The organism is Enterobacteriaceae bacterium Kacie_13 (genome assembly GCA_013457415.1).
In the GTDB taxonomy this organism is placed as follows: Bacteria; Pseudomonadota; Gammaproteobacteria; order Enterobacterales; family Enterobacteriaceae; genus Rahnella.
On record CP045665.1, the window covers coordinates 42918 to 69340 of the forward strand.

Consider the following 26423-nt stretch of genomic DNA (forward strand, 5'->3'; position numbering starts at 1 on the left):
GGGTTACAGATTGAGATGATGAAAACTGTACCCATCCATTTCTCACGGAACTGACACCATGACTGATACCGCAGATCTGACCGACACCCGTTATAACCAGTTGGCGGAGCAACTGGCAGAAGCCATCCGCCGTGGCACGCTCGCACCGGGCAGCCGTTTGCCTTCCGTGCGGCGCAGCGCGCAAACCTGGTCGGTCAGTATTAATACGGTGGTTGCGGCGTACCGGCGGCTGGAAGATCGCGGGTTTATCGAGGCGAGGCCGCAGTCCGGTTTTTACGTGCGTGCGGCGCTGCCTGCGCTGGAGCAGCATCAGCCGCAGGAACAGCAACACACACAGGCTGCTGAACCGGCAGACGAAGTGCTGGATCTCATCGACAAAGTGTTCGCCGCGCAAATCGACCCGACCTACACTAATCTGTCGCTGGCCTGCCCGCAGTCCAATGACTTTTATCCTGGCGGAAAACTGGGGCGCATTATGTCGTCTTTGCTGCGCCGTCAGCCCAATCTGATCGGCCAATATGCCCTGCCGCCGGGGCATCCGCCGCTGCGCCAGCAAATTGCCCGCCGTGCGCTGACGCTGGGCATGATATTAGAACCGACCGACATCACCATTACCCACGGCTGTATGGAAGCGTTACAGTTGGCGCTGCGCGTCACCACCAAACCGGGCGACAGCGTGGGGCTGGAAACGCCGACCTATTTTTATCTGCTGCCGTTGCTTGCCAGCCTCGGGCTGAAAGCGGTGGAAATCCCGACCGATCCGCAAACGGGCCTTTCGCTGGATGTCCTCGACATGCTGCTCACCGAAAAGCGCTTGAACGCGGTGATCGCCATGCCGACGGCGCAAAATCCGCTGGGCTTTACCATGCCGCTCGCCGCGAAAAAACGGCTGGCGCGGATGATGAACGATCATCAGGTGCCGCTGATAGAAGACGGGTTATACGCGGAAATTCAGTTCGGCGCGACGCTCTCTCCGGCGGTGAAATCCTTTGATCGCGATGGCTGGATCCTGTTCTGCACCAGTTTTACGAAAACCCTGGCGCCGGATTTTCGTATCGGCTGGATGGAGGGCGGGCGTTTCGCTGCGAAGCTGCATAAGCTGAAAGCGGTGTCGTCGATGGCTGAATCTGCGTTGCTCTCGCAAACGCTGACGGTGTTTCTGGAGTCCGGCGGTTACGACCATCACCTGCGCGCCTTACGCCGGCGCTATGCCTCACAGGTCGAGCAGGCACGCGCGCTGATTGCTCAGCATTTCCCACAGGGAACGCGTGCGACGCAACCGTCGGGCGGTTTTGTTATTTGGGTGGATTTCCCGCCTGGCGTGAATTGCGTAACCTTATTCCGCCAACTGCTGGAAGATAAAATCTGCATGACGCCGGGGCAACTCTATTCGCCGAGCGGGCGTTATATCAACGGCCTGCGGTTATCCTGCTGCTATGTCTTCGACACACGTTATATTTCGGCGATGATCCGCATTGGTCAGCGCGCCTGCGAGATGTGCGGTTTACCGCCTGGGCTGGAAGTCACAGGAACGGATTCATTCCCTGATAAATAATATTAATTTTTGAAAAACTGATGTTTCCGGGATGGATCAGTTCTTCAACGCTGCTTCCGGCAGAAACAGGATGTCCGGTTAAATGGGGATCGCTGTTGAAGGTAAAGAGGAAGCAGAACTTAGCGCTGTCGCGGTATTTAGCTTCGCCGAGAAACAGTTGCTGAAACGCTTTCTCGGCATTGAAGGCATGTATGCTACGCACAAGATAGATACCCGGTTTGGCCGCGACGCCGCGCCGGTCATAATTTGGCCGGGCCATAAAACAACGGCTGTTGATAATCTGGGGGAAGGTTTGCGCAGACGTGTAATGAATATAAAGCGGTTTTCCATTGAACATGCCGTTGTTTAAATGCATTTCCAGACGGTGATCGCGGCTGAATGTTGGGTTCATGATGTCTCTTTCCATGAGGGAGAATAATGGCGCACACCTTAATCTGATATGCCGATGCAAACATCCTGAAAGTATTAAGAGGAAAATGTATGCCCCACAAATCGAGCATCTCGCGCATCGGGCTGTTACACTTACCCCAATTGTTCACTACACGAATTGGTCACCATGAAAGAAATTGAAAAAGCCGAGATCAAGCGTCTCAGCGACATGCTTGACGCACTGAATCACAAAGACCCAACGGTTATCCAGCAGGGTAATTCTGATCTCATCGCTAAACACGAAGAAGAGAAAGAAAAGCTGGCCGCTGAAATCGCGCGCCTGAAAGATGTGCGGGTCAAAAAACTCAGCACCGAAGCGCAGAAGCTGGAGCAACTGCCTTTCAGCCGTGAAATCACTAAGAAAGAACAGGCTGATATGGGCACGCTGAAGAAAACCGTACGCGGCATTGTGGTGGTTCACCCGATGACGGCGCTGGGCCGCGAAATGGGCCTGAAAGTGGTCACCGGTTTCGCTAAGAAAGCATTCTGATTTTTTGCTCCTCCCCTTCGCAGGGGAGGAGCAAGACCCTACTTCCCAAACAATCTCCGTCCAAAATCCTCAATCTTGCGGTTCATCAGACGCATCTGCATTGTCTTGCTCCAGCTGGCAGAAATCCCTGCGGCCGACATCAGGCGGCGATACTGTTCTTCATCGAACGGCATGTTGAACGCGATGGAAATCGCTTCTGCTACAGATACGTCGCTGTTGCGCGTCAGCAGTTCCAGCGGACGATCACCGCTGACATTGCCTGTGCCTGCCACGCGATAAAGCCAGCCACAGCGCCCGCTGCTTTGCAGTAACGGCGACAGATTTTTGCAGTCGAGAAAATGGTTCAGCTTATAGCAAGGCGCACGTGGCTGCGTGACCTGAATCAGCGCCTCGCCCCAGCGGAAGATATCGCCGATAAAGACATTTTCTTCGGTCATACCCAGCGTGGACAAATTTTCGCCAAATGCCGGGGGATGAAAGCGCTCTTCTTCTTCAGGAAATTGCTGACGCAGCCAGGCGTAGTGCTCACGTGGAAAATGGCAAAGTGCGCGGTCTGCTCCGCCGTGATAAGACTTTTCGGCCTGCTGATCGCCTTCCAGCCCCTGATGCGTTAACACCATGCCGCCATTGACCTGACGTTTGGCAATCGCACTGGGGGAATAGCCGGGATACTGCTCAATAGCACCAATATAAACGTCGGGATAATGCATAAGGTCTCCGCCACTCATCAGTCGTTGAGCTCAGCATAACCTGCATTAGAGGGTGTGAGTAGGAAGAATCATCCGGCGCGCTGTCGGGGAGACGCACGCCGGACGAAAGGGAATATCAGAACGTTTCCCAGTTTTCCTGGCTGGATTTATTCTGCACTGGCGGTAACGTCGGGCGGCGCAGGGCATTGGCGGCAGTTGCGTGCTGCATGTTGCGATTGTCCGCCAGACGGAATACCGATACTGCCTGGGTCAGCGTGGCGGCCTGATCTTCCAGAGAGTCTGCGGCAGCGGAAGACTGTTCAACCAGCGCGGCGTTCTGCTGTGTAGTACTGTCCATCTCGACGATCGCCAGCGAAATCTGGCTGATGCCGCGGCTTTGCTCGTCAGAGGCTGAAGCAATCTCACCCATAATATCGCGCACGTGCGAGACCGATTTGACGATGTCCTGCATGGTGCGGCCGGTATTTTCCACCAGTTTCGCGCCGGTATTGACGCGCTCGACCGATTCGGCGATCAGCCCTTCGATTTCTTTCGCGGCCTGCGCGCTGCGCTGCGCCAGCGTGCGGACTTCAGAGGCAACGACCGAGAAGCCGCGCCCCTGTTCACCGGCGCGTGCCGCTTCGACGGCGGCGTTCAGCGCCAGAATGTTAGTCTGGAAGGCAATGCCGTTGATGACTGACGTAATTTCAGCAATACGCTTAGAACTGCCGGAAATCTGCTGCATGGTGTCGACAACGTCGCTGACTTGCTTGCCGCCGAGCGTGGCGGTGCCTGAGGCTTCACTGGCAAGTTTACTGGCGTGATGGGCGTTATCGGCGTTTTGTTTCACCGTCGCACTCAGCTCTTCCATGCTGGCTGCCGTTTCTTCAACGGCGGCGGCCTGTTGCTCTGTACGTGATGATAAATCGGTATTTCCGGCGGCGATTTCAGCTGCCGCGTGGGAAACCTGCGTCACGCCCGAACGGATTTCATAAATCATGGTGCTGAGGTTCTGGCTCATCGCTGAGACTGCATTCATCAGCATACCCAGCTCGTCGCGACGCGTCGTCGGATGGGCTGCGGTCAGATCGCCTTTGGCGATCAATTCAGCGGTATGCAAGGTATCGCGCAGCGGCTGAGTAATCTGACGGGTGATACGCCATGCGATCAAAATCCCGGCCAGCAGCACTGTCAGCGTTATCACCATCATCATTAACTGTGCGCGGCTGATGTCGAGATGCGTATTTGCCAGCTCATTTTTGAACATTTCCGCGACCAGCGTATTCATCTCACTGGCTTTGACCGACAGCACCTGCGAGTTCTTTTGCTCTTCTTCATAGGCTGGCATATAGGCCACGACGTGGCTTTTATAGTCTGCCAGTGCGCTCATCAGCGGTGCCAGTGTAGCCTGCTGATTCGGCAGCAACAGCGCGTTCAGTTTTTTGGCATTAGCCTGCGTATCGTCAATGGCCTTCAGTAACGTGGTTTCAGATTCTTTATCCATATTGAGTAACAGCCCGCGTACGTCGTAACGCACGCTGATCAGTTTCTGAATCACTTCGGCCAGAGAAAGGCGGATGGACGGATCGGCGTCTTCCACACGCAACTGATCTTGTAAGCGTTTCACCACGGTTTCTGTTTCAGAAAGATTCCAGCTGGCGCGCACGGCGTCTTTTTTATCGACGGCCTTTTTAAACGCGTCCTGCGCCTGCTGATATTCGCGGATTTTTACCGGCACCTGATCGAGATTGGCCTGGCTGGTGGCACCCCATTCCAGTTTGCCTTTGGACTGAGCGACCAGCTGCGACAGGGCGTTGATTTTTTCCTGATTCTGCTGGAGATAGACCGGGTCGTACTTAAGCTGATAGAGCGTGCGGCTCAGCCGGGCATCGTTCAGTAACGCATTCATCTGATTGCTGAAATCGACTTTCTCAGCGCGCTGGCTGATGTCATTAAGTTTGACCATGCCCGCCACGGTGATCACGGCGGCGATCAATAACACCAACCCAAATCCGAGGCCCAGTTTGGTGCCGACCTTGAGATTATTCATCCACTGCGAAAGACCCGTGCCGTTACCCATAATCGTTCTCCGTAATACATCCCTGCAAAAGTTAGCGGTTTTGTAACGCCTTTGTGAACAATCTATCGGTGGAGTAAAAATAAACTTTATAGGGGCTGCGGTGTATTTTTGATAAATGAGAGAGAAGTCGGAAAAAAGCGGAGTAAATAAAAATGATTCACTTGATTATGGTGATCAGGGTAACGTTATCCAAAATATAACACGCATAAAAAAGGCGGGTCACAGACCCGCCATTGGCGAAAACATCGTGCCCGTTAAGGGCGGCAGTGCGAAATTATTTCGCTTCTGCCAGACGTTTTGCTGCTTCGTCCCAGTTCACTACATCCCAGAATGCTTTGATGTAGTCAGGGCGTTTATTCTGATATTTCAGGTAGTAAGCGTGTTCCCACACGTCCAGACCCAACAGCGGGTACCCGGAAGCGCCAGAAACGGCTTCGCCCATCAGCGGGCTGTCCTGGTTAGCAGTTGAAACTACGGCCAGTTTGCCGTCTTTCAGAACCAGCCACGCCCAGCCTGAGCCGAAACGAGTGGTTGCTGCTTTTTCGAAAGTCTCTTTGAATGCGTCAACGCTGCCGAAATCGCGTTCGATAGCAGATTTCAGTTCACCCTGTAAGGTGGTGCCGGTTTTCAGGCCTTTCCAGAACAGGCTGTGGTTAGCGTGGCCACCTGCGTTGTTACGCAGTGCGACTTTCTTATCCGCAGGGACTTTGTCCAGGTTCGCGATTAGCTCTTCAACAGAAAGTTTTGCCAGTTCTGGCAGGCTTTCCAGTGCAGCGTTAGCGTTGTTCACGTACGCCTGGTGGTGTTTAGAGTGATGGATTTCCATCGTTTCTTTGTCGAAATGCGGTTCGAGTGCGTCGTATGCGTAAGGCAGTGATGGCAGTGAATAACTCATGTTCATCGTCTCCATAGTGTAGGGCGGCACCGTCATTGTGAGCACCGCGTAATCAGTCGGATCATTATAGTTAATTAAATGATATTGAAAATGATTATCTATGCTCCGCACTTTGTGCGGGTACTTGTAAGCCCCTGTTATACGGGGCTTAGAACCAGATAACAGCAGTGAATCTGAAATTGTCTAAAGGCACGGGGTGCTTAGATGGCTACCTCAGCCGCTGCGGATGCGTATACACCGTTGCACGGCCAGGTTTACTGAAACCGACCAGCGTCAGGTTGCACTTCTCGGCGACGTCGACGGCGAGCGTGGTGGCTGCGGAGACGGCAAACAGAATTTCAATGCCGCACATCGCGGCTTTCTGCACCATCTCATAACTTGCGCGGCTGGAGACCAGCGCGGCGCCGGTGTTCCAGCCGGGCTGGCGGGCGCGATTTCCCAGCATTTTATCGAGCGCGACGTGGCGACCGACGTCTTCGCAGCCGCCGAGTAATTCCCCTTGCGGGGAAATCCATGCCGCAGCGTGTGTGCAACCTGTCAGCTGGCCAATTTCCTGCACGGACTTAAGCTGACTCAGCGCCTTATCCAGATTCGCCAGCTCAAACGTTTGGGTGAACGGCAGCGGGGCGAGCGGGCGGAAGAGGTCGCCGAGTTGCTCGATACCGCAGACACCACAACCGGTGCGTCCGGCCATCGCGCGGCGACGCTCTTTCAGCCCGGAAAAGCGGCGGCTCGAGAGCTCAATATTCACTTCAATGCCGTTGCAGTTGGGCGTCACATCCATTCCCTGAATATCCCTGACAGATTCAATGATCCCTTCCGACAGCGAAAACCCCAGCGCGAAGGCTTCAAGGTCTTTCGGCGAGGCCATCATCACCACGTGGGAAATCCCGTTATAGACCAGCGCAACGGGCACTTCTTCAGCAATCCAGTCGTCTTTTGGCTCACCAAGATGTGTGCGCTGCATCACCGGTTTTTGGCGCGCTCCGATGATCTGAGTCACTTTTTTATCATCTTTTCTGCCCAGTTCGTTTACTTGATGGACATCCATTGGCAATAACCTTATAAACATTCCGGCTACATAAGCCGTACAAAAAAAATGGGTATCTGGCTTAAATTTTACCGCTTCCGCATCTGCGGCGGAAAGCGACAATTTGAAAAGCAATGTGTTAACAAATGATGGGAAGGAGTCTTTCATGCAAGTCAGCAGAAGACAATTATTCAAAATATGTGCAGGCGGTATGGCCGGCACCACGGCGGCTTTATTAGGGTTTACCCCGACACTGGCGCTGGCGGAAACCCGCCAGTATAAGCTGCTTCGTTCGCGTGAAACCCGCAATAACTGCACGTACTGTTCAGTCGGTTGCGGCATGCTGATTTACAGCCAGGGCGACGGCGCAAAAAATGTCACTGAGAACATTTTCCACGTCGAGGGTGACGCTGATCATCCGGTCAGTCGTGGCTCGTTGTGCCCGAAAGGCGCTGGCGTGCTGGATTACATTCACAGTGAAGGACGTCTGAAATACCCGGAATATCGCGCGCCGGGCTCTGATAAATGGCAGCGCATGAGTTGGGACGAGGCGATTTCCCGTATCGCCCGCCTGATGAAAGATGACCGCGACGCCAACTTCGTCGAGAAAAATGACAACAACGTGACGGTCAATCGCTGGCTGACCACAGGAATGCTCTGTTCTTCTGCGGCCAGTAACGAAACCGGCCTGCTGGATCAGAAATTCACCCGCGCACTCGGGATGGTTGCCATCGACTGTCAGGCTCGTCTTTGTCATGGTCCGACCGTTGCCGCCTTAGCGCCGAGTTTCGGTCGCGGTGCGATGACCAACAACTGGGTAGACATCAAAAACGCCAACGTGATTTTGATCATGGGCGGAAACGCCGCCGAAGCGCATCCGGTCGGATTCAAGTGGGTGATTGAGGCCAAAACCAAAAATAACGCCAAAGTCATCGTCGTCGATCCGCGATTTAACCGCAGCGCCGCCGTAGCCGATATCTACGCGCCCATCCGCGCCGGTTCTGACACTGCCTTCCTGCTCGGCATGATCAACTACCTGATTACGCATAATAAAATCCAGGCCGAATACGTCAGGGAATACACCAACGCCAGCCTGCTGGTGCGGGAAGATTATGCGTTTAACGACGGACTGTTCAGCGGCTTCGACGCCGGTAAGAAAGCTTATAACAAAGACAGCTGGCACTATCAGCTGGATGAAAACGGCTTCGCGAAACAGGATAAAACCCTGCAGGATCCGCGCTGCGTGTGGAATCTGCTGAAAGAGCATGTCTCCCGTTATACGCCTGAGCTGGTGGAGCGCCTGTGCGGTACCTCGAAAGAAGATTTCCTGCTGATAAGCTCAATTCTGGCGGAAACCTGTGCGCGCGATAAAACCTCAACCATCCTGTATGCACTGGGCTGGACGCACCACACCGGCGGCGCGCAAATCATCCGCTGCGCGGCAATGATTCAGCTGCTGCTCGGTAATATCGGCATGCCCGGCGGTGGCGTCAATGCGCTGCGCGGCCACTCGAATATTCAGGGGTATACCGATCTCGGTTTGCTCTCGCTGAACCTGCCGGGCTATATGCCGCTGCCGTCTGAAAAACAAACTAATCTGACCGACTATCTCAAACAAATCACGCCGGGGCCGCTGGTCGAAAATCAGGTTAACTTCTGGAAAAATACGCCGAACTTCTTCGTGAGTATGATGAAAAGCTTCTGGGGCGATAACGCTACGGCGCAGAATGATTGGGGCTTTGACTGGTTGCCAAAATGGGACAAAAGCTACGATGTGCTGCAACAGGCCGAGCTGATGACCGAAGGCAAGCTGAACGGTTATATCGTGCAAGGTTTCAACCCGCTGGCGGCGTTCCCGGACAAAAACAAATCCTCGCGCGCACTCTCAAAACTGAAATACATGGTGGTGATCGACCCGCTGGTGACGGAGTCCTCGAACTTCTGGCAGAACCACGGTGCGATGAATGACGTGCAGACCGCCGATATCCAGACCGAAGTGTTCCGTTTGCCGTCATCGTGTTTTGCGGAAGAAAATGGCTCGATTGTGAACTCAGGCCGCTGGCTGCAATGGCACTTTCAGGCATCGGAGCCGCCGGGTGAAGCGCTGCACGACGGCAAAATCATCGCCCGTTTGTTCATGAAACTGCGTGAGCTGTACCAGAAAGAGGGCGGCGCGAACCCGCTGCCGGTAATGAATATGGCGTGGGATTATCAGGATCCGCTTGACCCGCTGCCGGAAGAAATCGCCCGCGAAGCTAACGGCAAAGCACTGGCTGATATTCATGACGATCAGGGCACTCTGCTGGCGAAAAAAGGTCAACAACTCTCGACCTTTGCCCATCTGAAAAACGATGGTACCACCGCCAGTTTCTGCTGGATTTATACCGGCAGTTGGACCGAAGCCGGTAACCAGATGGCACGTCGCGATAATGCCGATCCGTCCGGTCTTGGCTGTACATCCGGCTGGGCGTGGGCATGGCCGCTGAACCGCCGCATTCTCTATAACCGTGCATCCGTTGACCCGCAGGGCCAGCCGTGGGATCCAAAACGCGAAATTATCCGCTGGGATGGCGCGAAGTGGACCGGTTTCGATGTCCCGGATTACAGCAATGCTGCACCGGGCTCTGGCGTCGGACCGTTCATCATGCAGCAGGAAGGCGTCGGACGCCTGTTCTCTGTGGACAAAATGGCCGACGGTCCGTTCCCTGAGCATTACGAACCGATCGAATCGCCGATTGGCACCAATCCGTTGCACCCGAATGTTATTTCCAACCCGGTCGCGCGTATTTTTGCCAGCGATGTGCCGAATATGGGGACGGCGAAAGATTTTCCCTACATCGCCACCACGTATTCGATCACCGAATTGTTCCGTCACTGGACCAAGCACGCGCTGCTGAACGCCATCGCGCAGCCTGAACAGTTTATAGAGATCGGAGAAGGTCTGGCCGCCTCGAAAGGTATTGCGCAGGGTGATGAAGTCAGAGTGTCTTCGAAGCGCGGTTTCATCGTGGCGAAAGCCGTGGTGACCAAACGCATCCGCCCGCTGACCATCGACGGAAAACACGTCGAGACCATTGGCATCCCTTGCCACTGGGGTTTTGAAGGCGCAACGCGTAAAGGCTATTTAGCCAATACGCTGACGCCGTCAGTCGGTGACGCTAACTCGCAAACGCCGGAGTTTAAGGCGTTCCTGGTTAACGTGGAAAAGGTTTAACGGAGGCGAATTATGGCAATGCAATCTCAGGACATACTTCGTAAGTCCGCAACCAATGGGTTCACACCAGCGCCGCGTGCCCGCGATCATCAGCAGGAAGTGGCGAAGCTTATCGACGTCACCACCTGCATCGGTTGTAAAGGCTGTCAGGTCGCCTGTTCCGAATGGAACGACCTGCGTGATGACGTCGGCATCAATACCGGCGTGTATGACAACCCGATGGATCTCAGTGCGAAATCCTGGACGGTGATGCGGTTCTCTGAAGTCGAGGAGAACGGCAAACTGGAATGGCTGATCCGCAAAGACGGCTGTATGCACTGCGCCGATCCGGGCTGCCTGAAAGCCTGCCCGGCGGAAGGCGCGATCCTGCAATACGCTAACGGCATCGTCGATTTTCAGTCTGAACACTGCATCGGCTGCGGTTACTGCATCGCCGGTTGCCCGTTCAACGTTCCGCGCATCAACAAACAGGATAACCGTGCTTATAAATGCACGCTGTGCGTTGACCGCGTGAGCGTAGGTCAGGAACCGGCCTGCGTGAAAACCTGCCCGACCGGTGCGATTCACTTTGGCACCAAAGAGGAGATGAAATATCTCGCCGCAGAGCGCGTCAGCGAGCTACAGGGGCGTGGGTTTGAGCATGCAGGATTGTACGATCCGCCGGGCGTCGGCGGCACACACGTCATGTACGTGTTGCACCACGCCGACAAACCGGAGCTGTATCACGGTCTGCCGAAAGACCCGGCGATCAGTCCGGCAGTAACGTTATGGAAAGGTGTCTGGAAACCTCTCGCAGCCGTCGGATTTGCTGTGACCTTTGCTGCTGCCGCTTTCCATTTCCTCGGCGTAGGCCCGAACTATGTGAAAGAGGAAGAAGAGCACGATGACGAGGAGAAAAAGCCATGAAAAAAGAGAAAATGATCCAACGCTACAACCTGCTGGAACGCCTCAATCACTGGACCGTGGCTTTTTGTTTTGTATCGCTGGCGCTCAGCGGTCTGGGGTTCTTTTTTCCGTCTTTTAACTGGCTGATGAATGTTTACGGCACGCCGCAGCTGGCGCGCATTCTTCATCCGTTCTTTGGCGTGGTGATGTTCGTCTCGTTCCTCGGGATGTTCTTCCGCTACTGGAAGCATAATCTGCCGGAAAAAGACGATCTGGTCTGGGCGAAAAATATCGACAAGGTGCTGACCAACCATGAAGTGGGCGATACAGGCCGCTACAACTTTGGTCAGAAATGCGTGTTCTGGGCAGCGATCAGCTGCCTGGTTCTGCTGATGGCCAGCGGCGTCATTATCTGGCGTCCGTGGTTTGCGGATTTCTTTCCTATCCCGCTGATTCGTGTCGCCCTGCTGGTGCATTCGCTGGCCGGTATTGGCCTGATTCTGGTCATCATCATGCACGTCTACGCCGCGACGTGGGCGAAAGGTTCCATCGATGCGATGACCGGCGGTAAAGTGCCGGCGTCCTGGGCGAAGTACCACCATCCACGCTGGTATCGCGAAGAGCTGGCGAAACAGAAGCAAAAAGACGAAGACGAGAGGAAAGCCGGATGAGTATCCAGATTGTCCCTCAGGACGAACTGGCCGACGGCAAAAAAACGGCGGGGAACATCCCGCCGGTGCTGTTCGCCAACCTCAACACTTTGTATCAGCGCCGTGCCGATCGCCTGCGCAAGCTGGCAGAAGATAGCCCGCTGGACGGATATCTGAACTTTGCAGCATCTGTGTGCGAAGCGCAGCAACGTGTGCTGGCGGAGTTTCCGCTGAATATCGATCTCAGCAAAGAATTGCAAAAAGCCGCTGGAAAACCGCCGCTCGATTGCCATTTGTTTCCCCGTACGCCGCACTGGCTGCGGTTGCTGGATGCGCTGATCGCCGTGCTTAAACCGCAGTCCTCCGGCCCGGTACAGGCCGTGCTCGAACGCCTGGAACAGGCGCCGAGCTTGCAACGCGAAATGATGGCGACGCAGCTGCTGAATCAGGATTTCAAACCGGTTCCTGCCGATCATGCGCCGTTTATCTGGGCCGCGCTGTCGCTGTACTGGGCGCAAATGGCAGCGCAGCTGCGTGGCGTCGGGCGCGCAGATTACGGCGAAAACCGTCAGTTCTGTCCGGTCTGCGGCAGTGTGCCGGTGTCGGGTGTGATAGCGATGGGCACCATCAGCGGCCTGCGTTATCTGCACTGCAATTTGTGCGAAAGCGAATGGCACGTCGTGCGCGCCAAATGCAGCAACTGCGACGAGATGGGAAATCTGCACTATTGGTCGGTGTCGGACGGAACTGTGGATGACCAACAGGCGGCGGTGAAAGCCGAAACCTGCGACGACTGTGGCGCTTACCTGAAAGTCATCTATCAGGAAAAAGACCCGCAGGCCGAGGCGGTCGCGGACGATCTCGCCACGTTGTTACTTGACGATCGTATGGAAGAAAAGGGCTTCACTGGCAGCGGCATCAATCCGTTTCTGTTTCCCGCGCAGTAATCTCTGAATCTGGCGGCCGCCGTGTGATGGAAAGAAAGGCGTGCGGCTGCTAGGTTTAATAGAGGTTTCGGTGAAACGTGGAGGGTTTGATGAAGTTGATTGGCAGCTATACCAGCCCGTATGTGCGCAAAATTTCCGTGATGTTGCTGGAAAAGGGTATCTCGTTCGATTTTATCAATGACATACCGCACGAGCCGGGCTGTAAAATCACCCAGTTTAATCCGCTCGGCAAAGTCCCCGCGCTGGTCACCGACGACGGCGAAGTGTTTTACGATTCCCCGATCATTGTCCAGTTCATCGAGCTGATGAACGTCGCCCCGACGTTGTTGCCGTGGCAGCCGCTGGAAGCCCTGCGGGTAAAACAAATCGAAGCGCTGGCCGATGGCGTCACCGACGCCGCCGTGGCGCTGGTGCTGGAAGGCAGACGCGATCCGGATAAACGTAACGAAGCCTGGGTTTTACGCCAGCGGGAAAAGCTGCTGCGTGGGCTGGACGCGCTGGAAAAACTCGCCGAAAAACGCGCGCTGCTCAATTCTGAAAGTCTCAACGTGGCCGATATCGCCGTCGCCTGCTCGCTGGGTTACATAAACTTCCGCCGCATCGCACCGGGCTGGTGTGTCGAGCGTCCGGAGCTGATTAAATTGGTCGAACGCCTGTTCCAGCGCGAGAGTTTTGCGCGCACCACTCCCCCCGGAAGCGGTAACGCCAGCTTTGCATTAAAAAAGGTGTGAGGCCGCTCGAAGAGTTCTCTTTACATCCCACCCGATAAGCGTTCTGAGCCTACGCTTTATGCAGCGCATTGCTAAAACCTGCTGCATAAAGGAGTCCGATCATGGCTTATGATAAAAATCCTCATGCCGTTAAACCGGGGGAATACGGTTTCCCGCTCCAACTCAAAAAACAATATGAAAACTTCATTGGCGGTGAATGGGTAGCGCCGGTGAAAAACGAATATTACGACAACCTGACGCCGGTGACCGGCGAAGTACTGTGCAAAGTGGCGAGCTCCAGCACTGATGACATCGAGCTGGCGCTGGATGCCGCGCATAATGCCAAAGGGGAATGGGGCAAAATGCCGGTGCAGCAGCGGGCGAATTTACTGCTTAAAGTCGCCGATCGCATGGAACAAAACATCGAACTGCTGGCCAACGCCGAAACCTGGGATAATGGAAAACCGATCCGTGAAACCAGCGGCGCGGATGTACCGCTGGCCATCGACCACTTCCGCTATTTCGCGTCCTGTATCCGGGCACAGGAAGGCGGGATCAGCGAAATCGACAGCGAAACGGTCGCCTATCATTTCCACGAACCGCTGGGCGTCGTGGCGCAAATCATCCCGTGGAATTTCCCGCTGCTGATGGCGTGCTGGAAAATGGCACCAGCCCTGGCTGCCGGTAACTGTATCGTCCTCAAACCGGCCAAACTGACGCCGCTTTCCGTATTGCTGCTGATGGAACTGGTGCAGGACATCCTGCCGCCGGGCGTCATTAACGTGGTCAACGGCGCGGGCGGTGAAATCGGCGAATATCTGGCGACCTCCAAACGCATCGCCAAAGTCGCGTTTACCGGCTCGACCGAGGTTGGCCAGCAAATCGCCGGTTACGCCGCGCAAAACCTGATCCCGGCCACCCTGGAACTGGGCGGCAAATCGCCAAACATTTTCTTCGCTGACGTGATGGATAAAGAAGACGAATTTTTCGATAAAGCGCTGGAAGGCTTCGCGCTGTTCGCCTTCAATCAGGGCGAAGTCTGTACCTGCCCGAGCCGCGCGCTGGTGCAGGAGTCTATCTACGAACGCTTTATGGAACGCGCTATTAAACGCGTTGAGGCCATCAAAACCGGCAACCCACTGGACATGGAAACGCAGATGGGCGCACAGGTCTCTGCCGGACAGATGAAAACTATTCTGGATTACATCGAAATCGGTAAAAAAGAGGGCGCGGAAGTCCTGACCGGCGGCGCGAAGAAAAAACTGGAAGGCTCGCTTAACGAAGGTTATTACCTGCAACCGACCATTTTGCTGGGTAAAAACAACATGCGTGTCTTCCAGGAAGAAATCTTCGGGCCGGTACTGGCAGTGACGACGTTTAAAGATATGGATGAAGCGCTGCAAATCGCCAACGACACCGCATACGGACTGGGCGCAGGCGTCTGGAGCCGCGACGGCAACGTGGCGTATCACATGGGGCGTAACATTCAGGCAGGACGCGTCTGGACCAACTGTTACCACGCCTATCCGGCACACGCCGCTTTCGGTGGCTACAAACAGTCAGGTCTTGGCCGTGAAACGCATAAAATGATGTTGGATCACTACCAGCAAACGAAATGTCTGCTGGTGTCTTACTCAAGCAAACCGATGGGGCTGTTCTGATGCTTTAACGGGGCTATTTTGCCTGGTATTTTGAACCGGAGCTGTACACAGAATCCTCACGTACTCTGTGTACGCTCCGGTTTTTGCGTGCAGTCGCCAATAACGCCCCGGCATCTGCGTTGTTGGCGTTTTTAGTATCAGATCACGCCATTCGGCGGCATCACTACCTGACGGCTGCGCAGGAAAACCACCACCAGGGCGAGCCACGAAAGGCCGCTTAACAGGTTGAACATATTGAACATCCCCGCACCGCCTTCGACGTAAGCCACTTTTGCAAGCTCTATCCCCAGCGTGAAAATCATCATACTGATGACACCCATCGCCGCAGACACAGTGCCCTTACTCATGTCGCTGGAGAACAGTGTCAGGCGGTACAAACCGGCATTCGCTACCCCGATTCCGAAAGCGTAAAGGCTCAGACCGGCGGTCATCCACAGATAAGCGTGGGAGGAAACTAATGTCGCGGCGGCGGCGATCAGCAGGCCTGCCACCATTGGGCCAGCGCCCAGTTTGATCAGATATTCCACCGTGCGTTTGCCGGACAGACGCGCCAGCGTAACGTTACCGACGATCAGTGCGCCAAAAATTGGCACCTGCAACAGGCCGTAATCGTAGGTCGACAGGCCCTCACCGCTGATTAAAATGACCGGCGACTGTGCAATCCACGTCAACAGCGGCAGGCTGGCAAAACCGATCGCCAGTGCGCCACACACGAACTGACGGTTCTTCAGCACGTGTTTGTAATCGCGCAGCAGACTTGGCATGGAGAAGGGTTCGCCGAGGCGCGACGCGGTTTCCGGCATCGATTTCCACAGTCCCCACAGCGCGATGGCGGCGAGTCCGGCAAAAATCACGAACATCAGCTGCCACGGTGCGACGTGGATCAGCGCAGCCCCGGCCAGCGGGCCGAGCAGCGGAGCTATCAACGCCACGTTCGCCATCATCGCGGTGATTTTAATACATACCGATTCCTCGAAGGACTCCTGTATTGCGGCATAACCCACCGCGCCGATAAAGCACAGGCTGATGCCTTGCAGAAAACGCATCACCATAAACTGTTCAATGTTCTGCACGAACAAAATCGCCAGACAGGTGATGATAAAAAAGATGACGCCGGTAAGCATGACCGGACGACGTCCGCGGCGGTCAGACAGTGGCCCGAGCAGCCATTGCAGGAACATCCCGCCAGCAAGATACGCGGTCATCGAGGTAGGCACCCACTCTTCACCGGCATTGAAATTGGCCACGACAGCCAGCATGCCGGGTTGGATCATATCGTTGCCGATATAGGTCGCAAACTCGAACAGCACCAGACACAGAGGGAACAGAAGCGCCTGTCGCCCCAGAAGGGACGCAGTATTTGGAGAATTATGCATTTTTGTTATTTCACAAACTGAGGCTAATCGTTTGAAAATTAGCGAAATAGTAGAGACTGTCCGGGCGGGTTTCGCAAGCGAGGCAGTAATGGCGGCTATTTTGCCCATTTTTTGAGCGCGGTGCAATCTTCTGATCCACGTTCAGCACAATCTGAGAATGGCACTTTTGGCTTGTTAGCCGTCAGAAAGCTGGATAGGCTGCAAACAGTACATCAACGGGAAGGAATTTGCGGGTAATGAGCGAAAAAATAAGCTGGATCGATAATCTGCGTGCGCTCGCCTGCATGATGGTAGTGATGGTCCATGCCAGCACCTCGCTGGTGGTCAATTTCGCTGCGGTACATACGGCGGAGTGGACCGTGGCAAACCTGCTAAATTCGGCGTCGCGTGTCTGTGTACCGGTGTTCTTCATGATTTCCGGGGCGTTATTCTTTGGTGAAAAAAGCGCACAGCAACGTCATTTTCTTCGTGTCACGCTATGCCTGTTGTTTTACAGCGCCGTTTCATTGCTCTATATCCTCACCATGACAAAAATCGGATTTTGGCCGTCTCTGCGGCTGATAGTGGAAAAACCGGTGTTTTATCACCTTTGGTTCTTCTACGCGATCATCGTGATCTACCTGCTTTCTCCGCTGATTCATGTCAAAGCCGTCTCCGGTAAATATCTGCTGATCGCCGGGATCCTGCTCGGCGTGCTGGCGAATCCGCAGCTTCCGGCGCTCACCTGGCAGAAAATCCACCTTTTCCCTCTGGATCTGTACATCGGCGGCGATACGTTTTATTACGTCCTCTACGCCCTCATGGGGCGCGCCATCAGCCAGCTCGATACCCGAAAGCCCGGTATTACGCTGGCTGCTGCCGCCATTTTCCTTCTCAGCACACTGGCGATTGCCGCAGGCACATACCGTCAGATGCAGATCAATCAGAACTTTGCCGATACTTTTTACGTCTACAGCGGGCCACTGGTGTTTATCTCGGCGATGGCGTTGTTTGTGACCTTCAAAAATGCGTTATCTGATCACATTCTGCCAGGTTTTGGCCTGATCTCCCGGCATTCTCTGGCTATCTACGGATTTCATGCGCTGATCATCATCGCCCTGCGTAGTCGCCACCTCGATTTCCCGCAATATCCGTTGCTGAACGTCGCGTTCCTGTTTATCTGGGGTCTGGGGGGCGGTTTAGGGTTGGCGATGCTGCTGGGGAAGGTGGATCGGCGGAATTGGGTGAGTTGAGGGGCGTTACTCCCACCGTTCCTGCGCCCGCCTGAATTGTCTGGCCGATGAAAAACCGGCGGCCAGCGCGGCTTTTTCGACGCCTGCGCCTTGCTGAATACGCTGTTGCGCGATGGCGATACGCAGTTGCTCGTGGTAATCGCGCACGCTGATGCCCAGATGCTGGCGGAACAGGCGCGTCAGGTGGCGACCGCTGATGTGCGCCCGCGCGGCGACGTCTTCCACCTGCCACGGTGATTCCGGCTCGGCAGCCATCAGGTTTTGTGCGCGGTGGACGGCGGGATGCAGGTGATTGCGGTAACGCAGCCACGGAGAGAGTTGCGGGTCATCGCCGCTGCGGCGGAAATAGACCACCATTTCGCGGGCGACGTCCAGCGCGGCCTGTGGCCCTGAATGCGTGGCGATAAGGTGCAACGCCAGATCGATACCGGCGCTGATGCCTGCACTGGTCAGCACGAAGCGGTCTTCGACAAATATCCGGTTATCTTTCACCTGCGCGGTGGGCACCTGCTGGCGTAAACGGTCGATCACGTCATGGTGCGTTGTGCATTGATAACCATCCAGCAACCCGGCTTTTCCGGCCAGCAGGCTGCCCGAGCAAATGCATACCAGCGTGACGTGGCCTTTTTCTATGGCACTTTTTCGCTGACGCAGCCAGTCACAGGCGGTCTGCGCAACCGGTGAGGTAAAGTTTTCAGCCGATTCGGCCACGCCCGGCATAATCAAAATACTGCCTTGCGGCAGACTTTCTGGCAGCGGCTGCAAATGGGATACCGTCAGCCCGGTGGACATCATCACTTCCGGCTGCGGGCCGATGTAGTGCAGCTGAAATTGCCCGGCCAGCCGCAGCGCTTCCGCCGGACCGGTCAGATCTAACGACATCACGCCTGGTAGCGTCATAAAGTAGACATTTCGCTGCATATCGTTTCATTTTCCCGTTCGCACAAAAGCATATCTTCACACAGCCCGGTCGAGTTCCGCCAGTGCGCCGTCCACGCTGGTGATAGTGGCGAAGCGATCGGCCAGCACCAGTTCGGTATGACGTTTGATGGAATCAGTGGTGAACACCTTGCCGCTGGCGTGCGTCATCGGAAACGTCATCGTCGCTTCTGTCACGAACGTCACATTGTAGCTAATGTCCGACGCTACGCGTGTCGTCGTTTCGCAGCACTGTTCCGTGCGCATCCCGGCGATAATCAGGTGTGTAATGCCTTCTTCTCGCAGCCATGCGTCCAGCCCGGAATCCAGCAGCGCGTTGTGTACGTGTTTATGAACGGTTTTTTGCGGCGTATGGCGCAGGAATGTCATCGGCGTGACCAGCCCGGACGACAGCGAGAACACGCCTTCTGCGTTAACGTGAAACACATCCACGACCGGAACATTGCGTGTCTGGCAACCGTCAATGAGGCGGGTTAACGCCTCACTGAAAGCCGGTAAATCATCCTGCTGCCAGAAATCTTTGTGCTCAAACGAACGTTGTACGTCGATATTTAGCAGGGCGCTTTTTGTCATTTTCGGACTCCATCAGGTCAGTGTAAAACCAGTGTGCGCCTGAAAAAGAGGCGACGGAATGCCAAAAACGGACATGATGCTGACCAGAGCGGACGACCTGCGCCGTCCGCCGAAAACGATCAGATTTTTTGGTTGGCGCGCCAGTGGTGATAATCAATGTGATCGGCCTGAAAATCGGTGGCTTCGGCGTTGCCGGTCAGGCGGTACGCCAGCTGGAAGGCGAAATCAAAGGCCAGTCCTAATCCTTTACCGCTCAGCAGATTGCCGTCTTCGACGAAGGACTGATTCACGTAAACGCCGTCTTTGACGTCTTTGTATAAATCCCCGGAACAGACGTAGCGACGCCCTTTCAGCAGGCCGTTACCTCCGAGCACGCGCGCAGCGGCGGAACAGAGCGGACAAATCAGTTTACCGGCCTCGTCGTGGCGCCGGACAAACTCCACGACTTCCCGGCTTGCGGCCAGCGCCACGGAGCCTTCCGGACCTCCGGGCATCACCACCGCGTCAAAAAAACGGTCGCCCTGCGCACTCAGCAGTTCATTGGCCTGCATCTGAATACCATGATAACTGCGTAGCGTCTGGCTTTTTTGGCACGCCAGTGTGGTGACCTGAATCTCCAGTCGCTCGAGAATATCGAGCACAATCACCGCTTCGCCTTCTTCAAATCCGTCTGCCAGCAACAGGGCAACCTGCTTTTTCGGAGTTTCCTTCGCCATAATCAATGTCCTCTGAATGATAAAATCAGAGGACATAATAAAATGAAACGATGTTTTGATATTGTGAGTTGAGTGGCAGACCACAAAATTGCAGGTTAGAAAACCAGCTGCACTTTCGAGGCCTTGGATTTATCCAGTGCAAACTCCATGGCCACCAGCAGATCGCCCTGCGGGAATTCGGCGGAGAGCAGCGGCATCGGCTCGACAGTTTTATTCGCCAGCCACTCCACCGCCGTGTTGAATTCTTCGGTGAAGCGGAAGCTGCCGACCCAGTTAATTTCTTTGGCAATCAGCAACATTAGTGGGAATTCATTGACCACCGGACCCATCCCGACCTGCACCAGCGTACCGCGTGCGCGTGTGACTTCCAGACAGCGGCGGATGGACGAAGGGTGGCCGGAAGCGTCGAAGGACACATCGAAAAAGCCCTTATCTGCCTGATAGGCGGTGAAATCGCCCTGTGCGGCGTCCAGTGCTTTGTCCGCACCGACGGCCAGTGCCAGCGTGCGGCAGCGTTCGCTTGGGTCGGTGACGACAATCTGTGCCGCGCCTTTGGCTTTCGCCGCCAGTACGATGAGGCATCCAATCGGCCCGACGCCGGACACAAATACCGTTTTGCCACGCACATCACCGGCCTGATTCACCGCGTGAATGGCAACGGCCAGCGGTTCGGCGAAAACCATTAGCCGGTCGCTGACCTGATTGTCGTAAGGAATGCACTGCTCGCTGTCGACGATTTTGTACTGCGTAAACGCGCCGTTGATGTGTGGAAAATACATGGCACTGCCGAAAAACTTCATGGTTGTGCACTGGTTTTCGTCGCCAGACAGGCAGTATTTACAGGTTTTGCACGGCTTGCTGGGGTTCAGTGCCACTTTCTGGCCGGGCTGCAAGCGCGGGTTATCAGATTTCTCCACCACGCCGACCACTTCATGGCCGAGCACCATCGCTTCGCGCACTTTGAAATCACCGACCGCGCCATGTTCGTAATAATGCAGATCGGAGCCGCAGATGCCGCCGCGGGTAATTTTCACCAAAGTGCCCTGGCCTGTGTAGTCGATGGTCTGGTCGATCACCGAAACGTCTTTTTTCCCGGTCACGACGCAGGATTGCGTGGCAATAGTCATGGATTTCTCACTCTTTAAAGGGGGCGTGGTCTGCCTGATCGTCCCCAGTAAAGAGCGTTTGGGCGGCAGAAAATGTGATCGTCATCACTTTGTACCGTGTTACGAAAACCTGTTACCCATAACTTGAACAGACTCATCTTTTTCGCGCCGGAATACTCAGGATAAGATGGGTGATCACGCCGCCGAGCAGCCCCCAGAATGCCGATCCGACACCGAGTAACGTTACGCCGGAGGCGGTGATCAGAAACGTGATGATGGCCGCGTCGCGCTGCTGTTCGTTTTCCAGCGCACGATACAGACTCCCGGCAATAGTGCCGAGCAACGCCAGACCGGCAATGGTGTGGATCAGTGCTTCAGGCAGCGCGGTAAAGACCATGCCAATCGACCCGCCAAACACACCGGCAATCAGATAAAACCCGCCCGCGGCGACAGCGGCCATGTAACGCTTTTTCGGATCGGGGTGAATATCTTCACCCATGCAAATGGCGGCGGTAATGGCGGCGATACAGACGGTAAAACCACCGAAGGGTGCAAGAATCAGCGCTGTCAGCGCAGTCCATGAAATTAACGGCGAAACCGGCAGGTTGTAACCATGCGCTTTCAGCGTGGCAATACCCGGTGCGTTTTGCGAAGCCATCGTGACGACGAAGAAAGGAATGCCGATACCGATAATCGAGGAGAGCGTGAAATGCGGCATCACGAATTCCGGCGTGGCAAAGGTCAGTGTCTGGCCGTGCAGGGCAATATCACCCTGTAATCCGGCGATGATAAGCCCTGCGGCCAGCGCGAGCACCACGGCATAACGCGGCAGAGCCCGTTTAGCCAGCAGATAAACCAGGCACATCGTCCCCGCCAGCGCGAAATTGCTTTGCAGTGACGTGAAAGCATTCAGACCGAACCGCAGCAGAATACCCCCGAGCATCGCGGCCGAGAGCGCTTGTGGAATGTAATGCATCAGTCTGGCGAATAACCCGGTGACGCCGCACAGCAGAATCAGCCCGGTGGCAAACACGAAGACGCCAATCGCTTCGTTGATCGACGTGCCGGGCAGGCTGGTCACCAGCAGCGCCGCGCCGGGCGTCGACCACGCAGTCACCACCGGCGTGCGGTAATACAAGGACAACCCGATACTGGTCACGCCCATACCGAGGCCGAGCATACTCAGCCAGCCGCCAATTTGCGTCGCACTCGCGCCCGCCGCCTCTGCCGCCTGAAAGATAATTGCCGCCGAGCTGGTATATCCGACCAACACGGCGACAAACCCGGCGATCACCGCCGAAAACGTTAAATCTCTGACGTTGAAACGTGACGACATGGCTGAAAAATCCTTCTGGCGAAAAGAACGGCAGTTGCAATAAACTGGATGGAGATTACATATATTTAACAGAGAGAAAGCCCATGAGCCAATCTGATGACATTGTTATCCGTCCATTAACACCCGCTGACCGTGAAGGCTGGGAAACGCTGTGGCGCAGTTATCTCGATTTTTATCAGTCGAAGCTTGACCCTTCACAGTTTGATTTTACGTTCCGGCGCCTGTCGGACGCGGATTACGAGGGTATGTTAGGCTTTGTGGCGCAGATTCAGGGGAAACTGGTCGGGCTGGTAAATTGCCTGAATCACGATCACGGCTGGCACATGCAACAGGTGGTGTATTTGCAGGATTTGTACGTTGATGACAGCGCGCGCAAGCATGGGATCGGGCAGAAGCTGATTGAAGCGGTGTACGCCTACGCTGACGAAACTAACAAAGCCAACGTTTACTGGATGACGCAAACCACTAACCATACCGCGCGCAAACTGTATGACCGGGTTGGACAGCCGACCAACTTTATGAAATATATCCGTTAAACAGTGCGGTCAATCCGTTTTTAACGTTTTCACCATCGTCAGATTGGTGGGTGCATAACCCAGGCTGGTATACAACGCCTGGGCTGCGCTGTTGTGGTAAAACACATTCAGCCCGATGGATTTCAAACCCAGCTCGCGCACTCTTCCTTCCAGCTGTAAAAACGCGGCGCGGGCATGGCCCTGACGGCGAAATTCGCTAAACACGGACACTTCATAGATAAAAGCGCTGCGCTCGCCCTGGCGTTCGCTAACGGCAAACCAGATATAACCGGCTGTCAGCCCTTCAGGATCGGTTTTAATTTCAAACAAATAATTGTCCGGCGTGGCGGTGCCTTGTGGCAGCAATCTCTTCAACTCACTTTGCGAACGCGTCAGCGCATTTTCCTGCGGCCAGCGGCCAGAACGGATATTTTCGCTGGCGTAATCTGCGGCGAGTTGCGCTAAAAATTGCGGAAAATAGGTCTCGCGCATCGGGGATAAAACGGTCACAGACATCACTCCTTTGAGGGTTTTTTATACGGTGTCACATAGCATTCGCTAATGGTGGTCGAATGACTTTCGGCCTGCGTGATGATGTAGCCATTGTCAGTCAGCGCCACCGAGCTGTACGGCGTCTGATTGTCTTTATCTGCCACGACCTCCTGGAAAGACTGAATGATTTTGGCTTTCTCGTTGGCGCGTGCCGGATCGTCGAGTCCTTCGACCTGAATCATTGCCTGCTTAAACTGATTATTGAACGACGTTTTGCCAATCCGGCTTTCGATGATCGCTTTGATGTTTACCGTGACCTCATTGCCCAACAAAAACAGCGTATTGCTCTGATAAATCAGCACATTTTTACGCTTAGAGACCACGAAGCCGTTCTCAATCACCTTCATTTTATTGTTGTTGGCGTAGGTCACGTCATCCAGGCAAATGGTCTTATCCCCTACCTTAAATTGACTAAAGCGGGTTTTGATTTCTTTCGGCGTCGATGCCGCCTGTGAGCACAGCGGCACAAGCAGCAACAGAGGTAAAAGCCATGACTTCATAGGAGTTTCCTGAACAGGTCTGAATCAGCCGACATAACAGCAGTATAGGGAGACGTGGGCAGGATGCGAACGTTTATCTTTCCGGTGCGGATATTTACCGTTTTGGCTAAAGCATCTCCAGCCGGTGCCGATAATTCAGACGATAACGGAATTCCTGCTCATCCTCAGAGGACATGTATCAGGGACAGATAACCCATTTTTCACAGTGAGTTTTTCACAGCACGTTGACTGTTCCGGGGAGTTTTATGAGTCAGATTCAGGCGTTCTCACCTGCGGCCACGGCTGCGCCAAAGAAGCAAAAACCAAAGCAAAATAGGGCGATGCGCACCCGCACGCTGATGCTAATTGTCGGGCTACTGACCATCAGTCTGGGATACATCATTACGGTTGGTTTGCTGAGCTGGCAGTCCGCCAATCAGCAGCGTGATATCGCCCGCCGTTATCTCCAGCAGACAGCCAATACAGACGGCTATCTCGCCCGTCAGAAACTCGATACCGCCCTCTATGCCGCCCGCGATCTGGGGCAGAGCATGCTGAGCCTGCGCGAAGCCGGACACGCCGATCGCAAACTTGCCGATACGTTGTTGCAAAACGCCCTCAAAAATCACCCGGACTTTCTTTCGATGTCGCTGGCGTGGGAGCCGGATGCGTTCGATGGCAAAGATGACGAGTTAGCCGCGCAGCCAGGACAGGATCCGGACGGTCGCTATGTCCGCTACGTTGACCGTGACACCAGCGGCAATGTCGTACTGCACAATCTCACTGATTACGAAACGCCGGGAAGCGGTGATTATTATCTGCTGCCGCGTAAGCTCAAAAAGGAAGTCGTCCTTGAACCTTACAGCTATCCGTACAACGGCGTGAATACGCTGCTGACATCGATTGCTGTACCGATCATCGTCGAGGGCAAATTCCTCGGGTCGGTCACGGCGGATTTCTCGCTGCAAACTTTGCAGACTATGGTCAATGGCATCAAACCTTATCAGGGCAGCGGTTATGCGATGCTGTTTTCACAATCCGGCAATTACATCTCTTCACCGAAAAAAGATCAGGTGACGCAAAAACTGGAAAATGATGCGCCGTTGCTGAAAAGCATTCAGACCGGCACATTTTTTAGCAGTGAGCAGCATGATCCTGTATTGGGCGAAAAAGCCTTCGCCGAATTTGTGCCGATTCAGATTGGCAATACCGGCACGCCGTGGATGCTGGGTATTGTGGCGCCGGTCAACGCGGTGATGAAAGAGAGCACGCGACAGTTGTATTCCGCGCTGGTGCTGATGGTGCTGAGCATCGTGGTAGTTTTTGCTGTGCTGAGCATTATTTTCACCCGCAAAGTGCTGCGACCGGTCGGCGGTGAACCGGCGGACGCTGCGAAAATCGCGCTGACGGTGGCCGACGGCGATTTAACGCATCCGATTGTGACGCAGAAAAATGACCGGACCAGCATCTTCTTCGCGCTGCAAACCATGCAGGCACAGCTGCGGCACGTAGTGACTGACATTATTTCTACCAGCCACGCCGTCGGCAGCGGCGCGTCGCAAATTGCAGCGGGGAATATCGATCTGGCTTCGAGAACTGAGCAACAGGCTGCCGCGCTGGAAGAAACCGCCGCCAGCATGGAACAGCTGACCGCTACGGTTAAACAAAACGCTGATAACGCGCACATTGCTACCGAACTGACCGAAAATGCCACCACGATTGCCGGGAAAGGGAATAGCATTATGTCCGACGTTGTTGGCGTCATGGGCGAGATTGACGACAGTTCGCGCCGTATTTCTGACATCACCTCGGTTATTAACGGCATCGCGTTTCAGACTAATATTCTGGCGCTGAATGCGGCGGTGGAAGCCGCCCGTGCGGGCGAGCAGGGGCGCGGATTTGCGGTAGTCGCATCGGAAGTGCGCAGCCTTGCACAGCGCAGCGCCGACGCGGTAAAAGAAATTTCCGCACTGATCGCGGAATCTACCTCACGCGTCGATCACGGTGTCGGGCTGGTGAAAAATGCCGGTGAGACGATGAAAGAGATCATGAAAGCGATCACCGACGTGCGGGACATCATGAGCGAAATCGTCTCGGCGTCTGACGAGCAGTCGCGCGGCATCAGCCAGGTCACGCAGGCGGTGCATGAGATGGACGGCGTTACCCAGCAAAACTCCGCGCTGGTGCAGCAGGCATCGGCTGCTTCTGCGTCGCTGGAAGATCAGGCACGCCGTCTCAACGAAATCGTTCAGGTGTTCCGGTTGAAATAGTGATTTACAAAGCTTTCTCCCGCCGGGGAGAAGGCTTTTTCTGACGACACATCCCCTTTTCTGCGCTATGTTTTTTATCCTTTTGCTTTATTTC

Annotated in this window: 24 protein-coding genes; 11 read left to right on the forward strand and 13 right to left on the reverse strand. The window is 54.9% G+C overall.

The window, feature by feature from the left end:
• Positions 1–58: 58 nt before the first annotated feature.
• Positions 59–1555: an aminotransferase class I/II-fold pyridoxal phosphate-dependent enzyme gene (locus tag GE278_00195; protein ID QLK59299.1), complete on the forward strand. Its 1497-nt coding sequence runs from the start codon at positions 59–61 to the stop codon at positions 1553–1555.
• Here the strand turns inward: GE278_00195 and GE278_00200 are convergent.
• Positions 1524–1946, reverse strand: a complete 423-nt coding sequence (locus GE278_00200; GenBank protein ID QLK59300.1) for a hypothetical protein — start codon at positions 1944–1946, stop codon at positions 1524–1526. The genes GE278_00195 and GE278_00200 overlap by 32 nt on opposite strands.
• Positions 1947–2111: 165 nt before the next feature.
• On the opposite strand from GE278_00200, the gene GE278_00205 reads away from it, so the two are divergent.
• Positions 2112–2474 carry a YibL family ribosome-associated protein gene (locus GE278_00205; protein QLK59301.1) on the forward strand — a complete coding sequence of 121 codons (363 nt, stop codon included), beginning with the start codon at positions 2112–2114 and terminating at the stop codon, positions 2472–2474.
• 38 nt (positions 2475–2512) lie between these two features.
• On the opposite strand, the gene GE278_00210 is transcribed toward GE278_00205, so the two are convergent.
• The 4 genes from GE278_00210 to fdhD all read right to left on the reverse strand — a co-directional run bounded on the left by GE278_00210 (position 2513) and on the right by fdhD (position 7189).
• Entirely contained in the window at positions 2513–3184 is a 672-nt protein-coding gene (locus GE278_00210; GenBank protein QLK59302.1) for a 6-N-hydroxylaminopurine resistance protein, read from the reverse strand.
• Positions 3185–3299: 115 nt separating this feature from the next.
• Positions 3300–5243 carry a HAMP domain-containing protein gene (locus GE278_00215; protein QLK59303.1) on the reverse strand — a complete coding sequence of 648 codons (1944 nt, stop codon included), beginning with the start codon at positions 5241–5243 and terminating at the stop codon, positions 3300–3302.
• A 274-nt stretch (positions 5244–5517) separates the two neighbouring features.
• On the reverse strand, positions 5518–6138 hold the full coding sequence (gene sodA, locus GE278_00220; GenBank protein ID QLK59304.1) for a superoxide dismutase [Mn]: 621 nt from the start codon (positions 6136–6138) through the stop codon (positions 5518–5520).
• A 208-nt stretch (positions 6139–6346) separates the two neighbouring features.
• On the reverse strand, positions 6347–7189 hold the full coding sequence (gene fdhD / locus GE278_00225) for a formate dehydrogenase accessory sulfurtransferase FdhD (GenBank protein ID QLK59305.1): 843 nt from the start codon (positions 7187–7189) through the stop codon (positions 6347–6349).
• Between the two features lie 145 nt (positions 7190–7334).
• Between fdhD and fdnG the strand changes: the two genes are divergently transcribed.
• The 6 genes from fdnG to GE278_00255 all read left to right on the forward strand — a co-directional run bounded on the left by fdnG (position 7335) and on the right by GE278_00255 (position 15235).
• A complete protein-coding gene (gene fdnG, locus GE278_00230; protein ID QLK59306.1) occupies positions 7335–10382 on the forward strand; it encodes a formate dehydrogenase-N subunit alpha in 3048 nt (1015 codons plus the stop codon).
• 12 nt (positions 10383–10394) lie between these two features.
• Positions 10395–11288 (forward strand): formate dehydrogenase subunit beta, encoded by an 894-nt coding sequence (gene fdxH / locus GE278_00235; GenBank protein QLK59307.1) that lies wholly within the window; start codon positions 10395–10397, stop codon positions 11286–11288.
• Entirely contained in the window at positions 11285–11938 is a 654-nt protein-coding gene (gene fdoI / locus GE278_00240; protein ID QLK59308.1) for a formate dehydrogenase cytochrome b556 subunit, read from the forward strand. Before fdxH ends, fdoI begins: the two co-directional genes overlap by 4 nt.
• Positions 11935–12864 (forward strand): formate dehydrogenase accessory protein FdhE, encoded by a 930-nt coding sequence (fdhE, locus tag GE278_00245; GenBank protein ID QLK59309.1) that lies wholly within the window; start codon positions 11935–11937, stop codon positions 12862–12864. Before fdoI ends, fdhE begins: the two co-directional genes overlap by 4 nt.
• Before the next feature lie 89 nt (positions 12865–12953).
• Complete coding sequence (locus GE278_00250; GenBank protein QLK59310.1) at positions 12954–13595, forward strand: glutathione S-transferase; 642 nt, start codon at positions 12954–12956, stop codon at positions 13593–13595.
• 101 nt (positions 13596–13696) lie between these two features.
• Positions 13697–15235, forward strand: a complete 1539-nt coding sequence (locus GE278_00255) for an aldehyde dehydrogenase family protein (protein ID QLK59311.1) — start codon at positions 13697–13699, stop codon at positions 15233–15235.
• 137 nt (positions 15236–15372) lie between these two features.
• Here GE278_00255 and GE278_00260 read toward each other — a convergent pair whose 3' ends face one another.
• Positions 15373–16611 (reverse strand): MdfA family multidrug efflux MFS transporter, encoded by a 1239-nt coding sequence (locus GE278_00260; protein ID QLK59312.1) that lies wholly within the window; start codon positions 16609–16611, stop codon positions 15373–15375.
• Between the two features lie 236 nt (positions 16612–16847).
• Between GE278_00260 and GE278_00265 the strand changes: the two genes are divergently transcribed.
• Positions 16848–17843, forward strand: coding sequence for an acyltransferase family protein (locus GE278_00265; protein QLK59313.1), 996 nt, complete (start codon positions 16848–16850; stop codon positions 17841–17843).
• A gap of 6 nt (positions 17844–17849) precedes the next feature.
• Here the strand turns inward: GE278_00265 and GE278_00270 are convergent, their stop codons facing one another.
• The 5 genes from GE278_00270 to benE all read right to left on the reverse strand — a co-directional run bounded on the left by GE278_00270 (position 17850) and on the right by benE (position 22513).
• Positions 17850–18764, reverse strand: a complete 915-nt coding sequence (locus tag GE278_00270; GenBank protein ID QLK59314.1) for a helix-turn-helix domain-containing protein — start codon at positions 18762–18764, stop codon at positions 17850–17852.
• A 36-nt stretch (positions 18765–18800) separates the two neighbouring features.
• Complete coding sequence (locus GE278_00275; GenBank protein ID QLK59315.1) at positions 18801–19355, reverse strand: isochorismatase family protein; 555 nt, start codon at positions 19353–19355, stop codon at positions 18801–18803.
• 119 nt (positions 19356–19474) lie between these two features.
• A complete protein-coding gene (locus tag GE278_00280) occupies positions 19475–20071 on the reverse strand; it encodes a DJ-1 family protein (GenBank protein QLK59316.1) in 597 nt (198 codons plus the stop codon).
• Positions 20072–20166: 95 nt separating this feature from the next.
• Positions 20167–21198: an alcohol dehydrogenase catalytic domain-containing protein gene (locus GE278_00285; protein ID QLK59317.1), complete on the reverse strand. Its 1032-nt coding sequence runs from the start codon at positions 21196–21198 to the stop codon at positions 20167–20169.
• Between the two features lie 133 nt (positions 21199–21331).
• Positions 21332–22513 carry a benzoate/H(+) symporter BenE family transporter gene (gene benE / locus GE278_00290; GenBank protein QLK59318.1) on the reverse strand — a complete coding sequence of 394 codons (1182 nt, stop codon included), beginning with the start codon at positions 22511–22513 and terminating at the stop codon, positions 21332–21334.
• Positions 22514–22596: 83 nt separating this feature from the next.
• On the opposite strand from benE, the gene GE278_00295 reads away from it, so the two are divergent.
• Positions 22597–23049: a GNAT family N-acetyltransferase gene (locus GE278_00295; GenBank protein QLK59319.1), complete on the forward strand. Its 453-nt coding sequence runs from the start codon at positions 22597–22599 to the stop codon at positions 23047–23049.
• 9 nt (positions 23050–23058) lie between these two features.
• Here GE278_00295 and GE278_00300 read toward each other — a convergent pair whose 3' ends face one another.
• The gene (locus tag GE278_00300) at positions 23059–23538 is read right to left on the reverse strand and encodes a GNAT family N-acetyltransferase (protein QLK59320.1); all 480 of its coding nucleotides are present in this window, start codon (positions 23536–23538) and stop codon (positions 23059–23061) included.
• 5 nt (positions 23539–23543) lie between these two features.
• Positions 23544–24080 carry a hypothetical protein gene (locus GE278_00305; GenBank protein QLK59321.1) on the reverse strand — a complete coding sequence of 179 codons (537 nt, stop codon included), beginning with the start codon at positions 24078–24080 and terminating at the stop codon, positions 23544–23546.
• A 338-nt stretch (positions 24081–24418) separates the two neighbouring features.
• On the opposite strand from GE278_00305, the gene GE278_00310 reads away from it, so the two are divergent.
• A complete protein-coding gene (locus GE278_00310) occupies positions 24419–26329 on the forward strand; it encodes a methyl-accepting chemotaxis protein (GenBank protein ID QLK63153.1) in 1911 nt (636 codons plus the stop codon).
• Positions 26330–26423: the final 94 nt, after the last annotated feature.

What these genes read in the sequence shown, in the direction of transcription:
- GE278_00195 (QLK59299.1), top strand. Translation starts at nt 59, where the DNA reads ATGACTGATACCGCAGATCTGACCGACACCCGTTATAACCAGTTGGCG.
- GE278_00200 (QLK59300.1), bottom strand. Translation starts at nt 1,946, where the DNA reads ATGAACCCAACATTCAGCCGCGATCACCGTCTGGAAATGCATTTAAAC.
- GE278_00205 (QLK59301.1), top strand. Translation starts at nt 2,112, where the DNA reads ATGAAAGAAATTGAAAAAGCCGAGATCAAGCGTCTCAGCGACATGCTT.
- GE278_00210 (QLK59302.1), bottom strand. Translation starts at nt 3,184, where the DNA reads ATGCATTATCCCGACGTTTATATTGGTGCTATTGAGCAGTATCCCGGC.
- GE278_00215 (QLK59303.1), bottom strand. Translation starts at nt 5,243, where the DNA reads ATGGGTAACGGCACGGGTCTTTCGCAGTGGATGAATAATCTCAAGGTC.
- sodA (QLK59304.1), bottom strand. Translation starts at nt 6,138, where the DNA reads ATGAGTTATTCACTGCCATCACTGCCTTACGCATACGACGCACTCGAA.
- fdhD (QLK59305.1), bottom strand. Translation starts at nt 7,189, where the DNA reads ATGGATGTCCATCAAGTAAACGAACTGGGCAGAAAAGATGATAAAAAA.
- fdnG (QLK59306.1), top strand. Translation starts at nt 7,335, where the DNA reads ATGCAAGTCAGCAGAAGACAATTATTCAAAATATGTGCAGGCGGTATG.
- fdxH (QLK59307.1), top strand. Translation starts at nt 10,395, where the DNA reads ATGGCAATGCAATCTCAGGACATACTTCGTAAGTCCGCAACCAATGGG.
- fdoI (QLK59308.1), top strand. Translation starts at nt 11,285, where the DNA reads ATGAAAAAAGAGAAAATGATCCAACGCTACAACCTGCTGGAACGCCTC.
- fdhE (QLK59309.1), top strand. Translation starts at nt 11,935, where the DNA reads ATGAGTATCCAGATTGTCCCTCAGGACGAACTGGCCGACGGCAAAAAA.
- GE278_00250 (QLK59310.1), top strand. Translation starts at nt 12,954, where the DNA reads ATGAAGTTGATTGGCAGCTATACCAGCCCGTATGTGCGCAAAATTTCC.
- GE278_00255 (QLK59311.1), top strand. Translation starts at nt 13,697, where the DNA reads ATGGCTTATGATAAAAATCCTCATGCCGTTAAACCGGGGGAATACGGT.
- GE278_00260 (QLK59312.1), bottom strand. Translation starts at nt 16,611, where the DNA reads ATGCATAATTCTCCAAATACTGCGTCCCTTCTGGGGCGACAGGCGCTT.
- GE278_00265 (QLK59313.1), top strand. Translation starts at nt 16,848, where the DNA reads ATGAGCGAAAAAATAAGCTGGATCGATAATCTGCGTGCGCTCGCCTGC.
- GE278_00270 (QLK59314.1), bottom strand. Translation starts at nt 18,764, where the DNA reads ATGCAGCGAAATGTCTACTTTATGACGCTACCAGGCGTGATGTCGTTA.
- GE278_00275 (QLK59315.1), bottom strand. Translation starts at nt 19,355, where the DNA reads ATGACAAAAAGCGCCCTGCTAAATATCGACGTACAACGTTCGTTTGAG.
- GE278_00280 (QLK59316.1), bottom strand. Translation starts at nt 20,071, where the DNA reads ATGGCGAAGGAAACTCCGAAAAAGCAGGTTGCCCTGTTGCTGGCAGAC.
- GE278_00285 (QLK59317.1), bottom strand. Translation starts at nt 21,198, where the DNA reads ATGACTATTGCCACGCAATCCTGCGTCGTGACCGGGAAAAAAGACGTT.
- benE (QLK59318.1), bottom strand. Translation starts at nt 22,513, where the DNA reads ATGTCGTCACGTTTCAACGTCAGAGATTTAACGTTTTCGGCGGTGATC.
- GE278_00295 (QLK59319.1), top strand. Translation starts at nt 22,597, where the DNA reads ATGAGCCAATCTGATGACATTGTTATCCGTCCATTAACACCCGCTGAC.
- GE278_00305 (QLK59321.1), bottom strand. Translation starts at nt 24,080, where the DNA reads ATGAAGTCATGGCTTTTACCTCTGTTGCTGCTTGTGCCGCTGTGCTCA.
- GE278_00310 (QLK63153.1), top strand. Translation starts at nt 24,419, where the DNA reads ATGCTAATTGTCGGGCTACTGACCATCAGTCTGGGATACATCATTACG.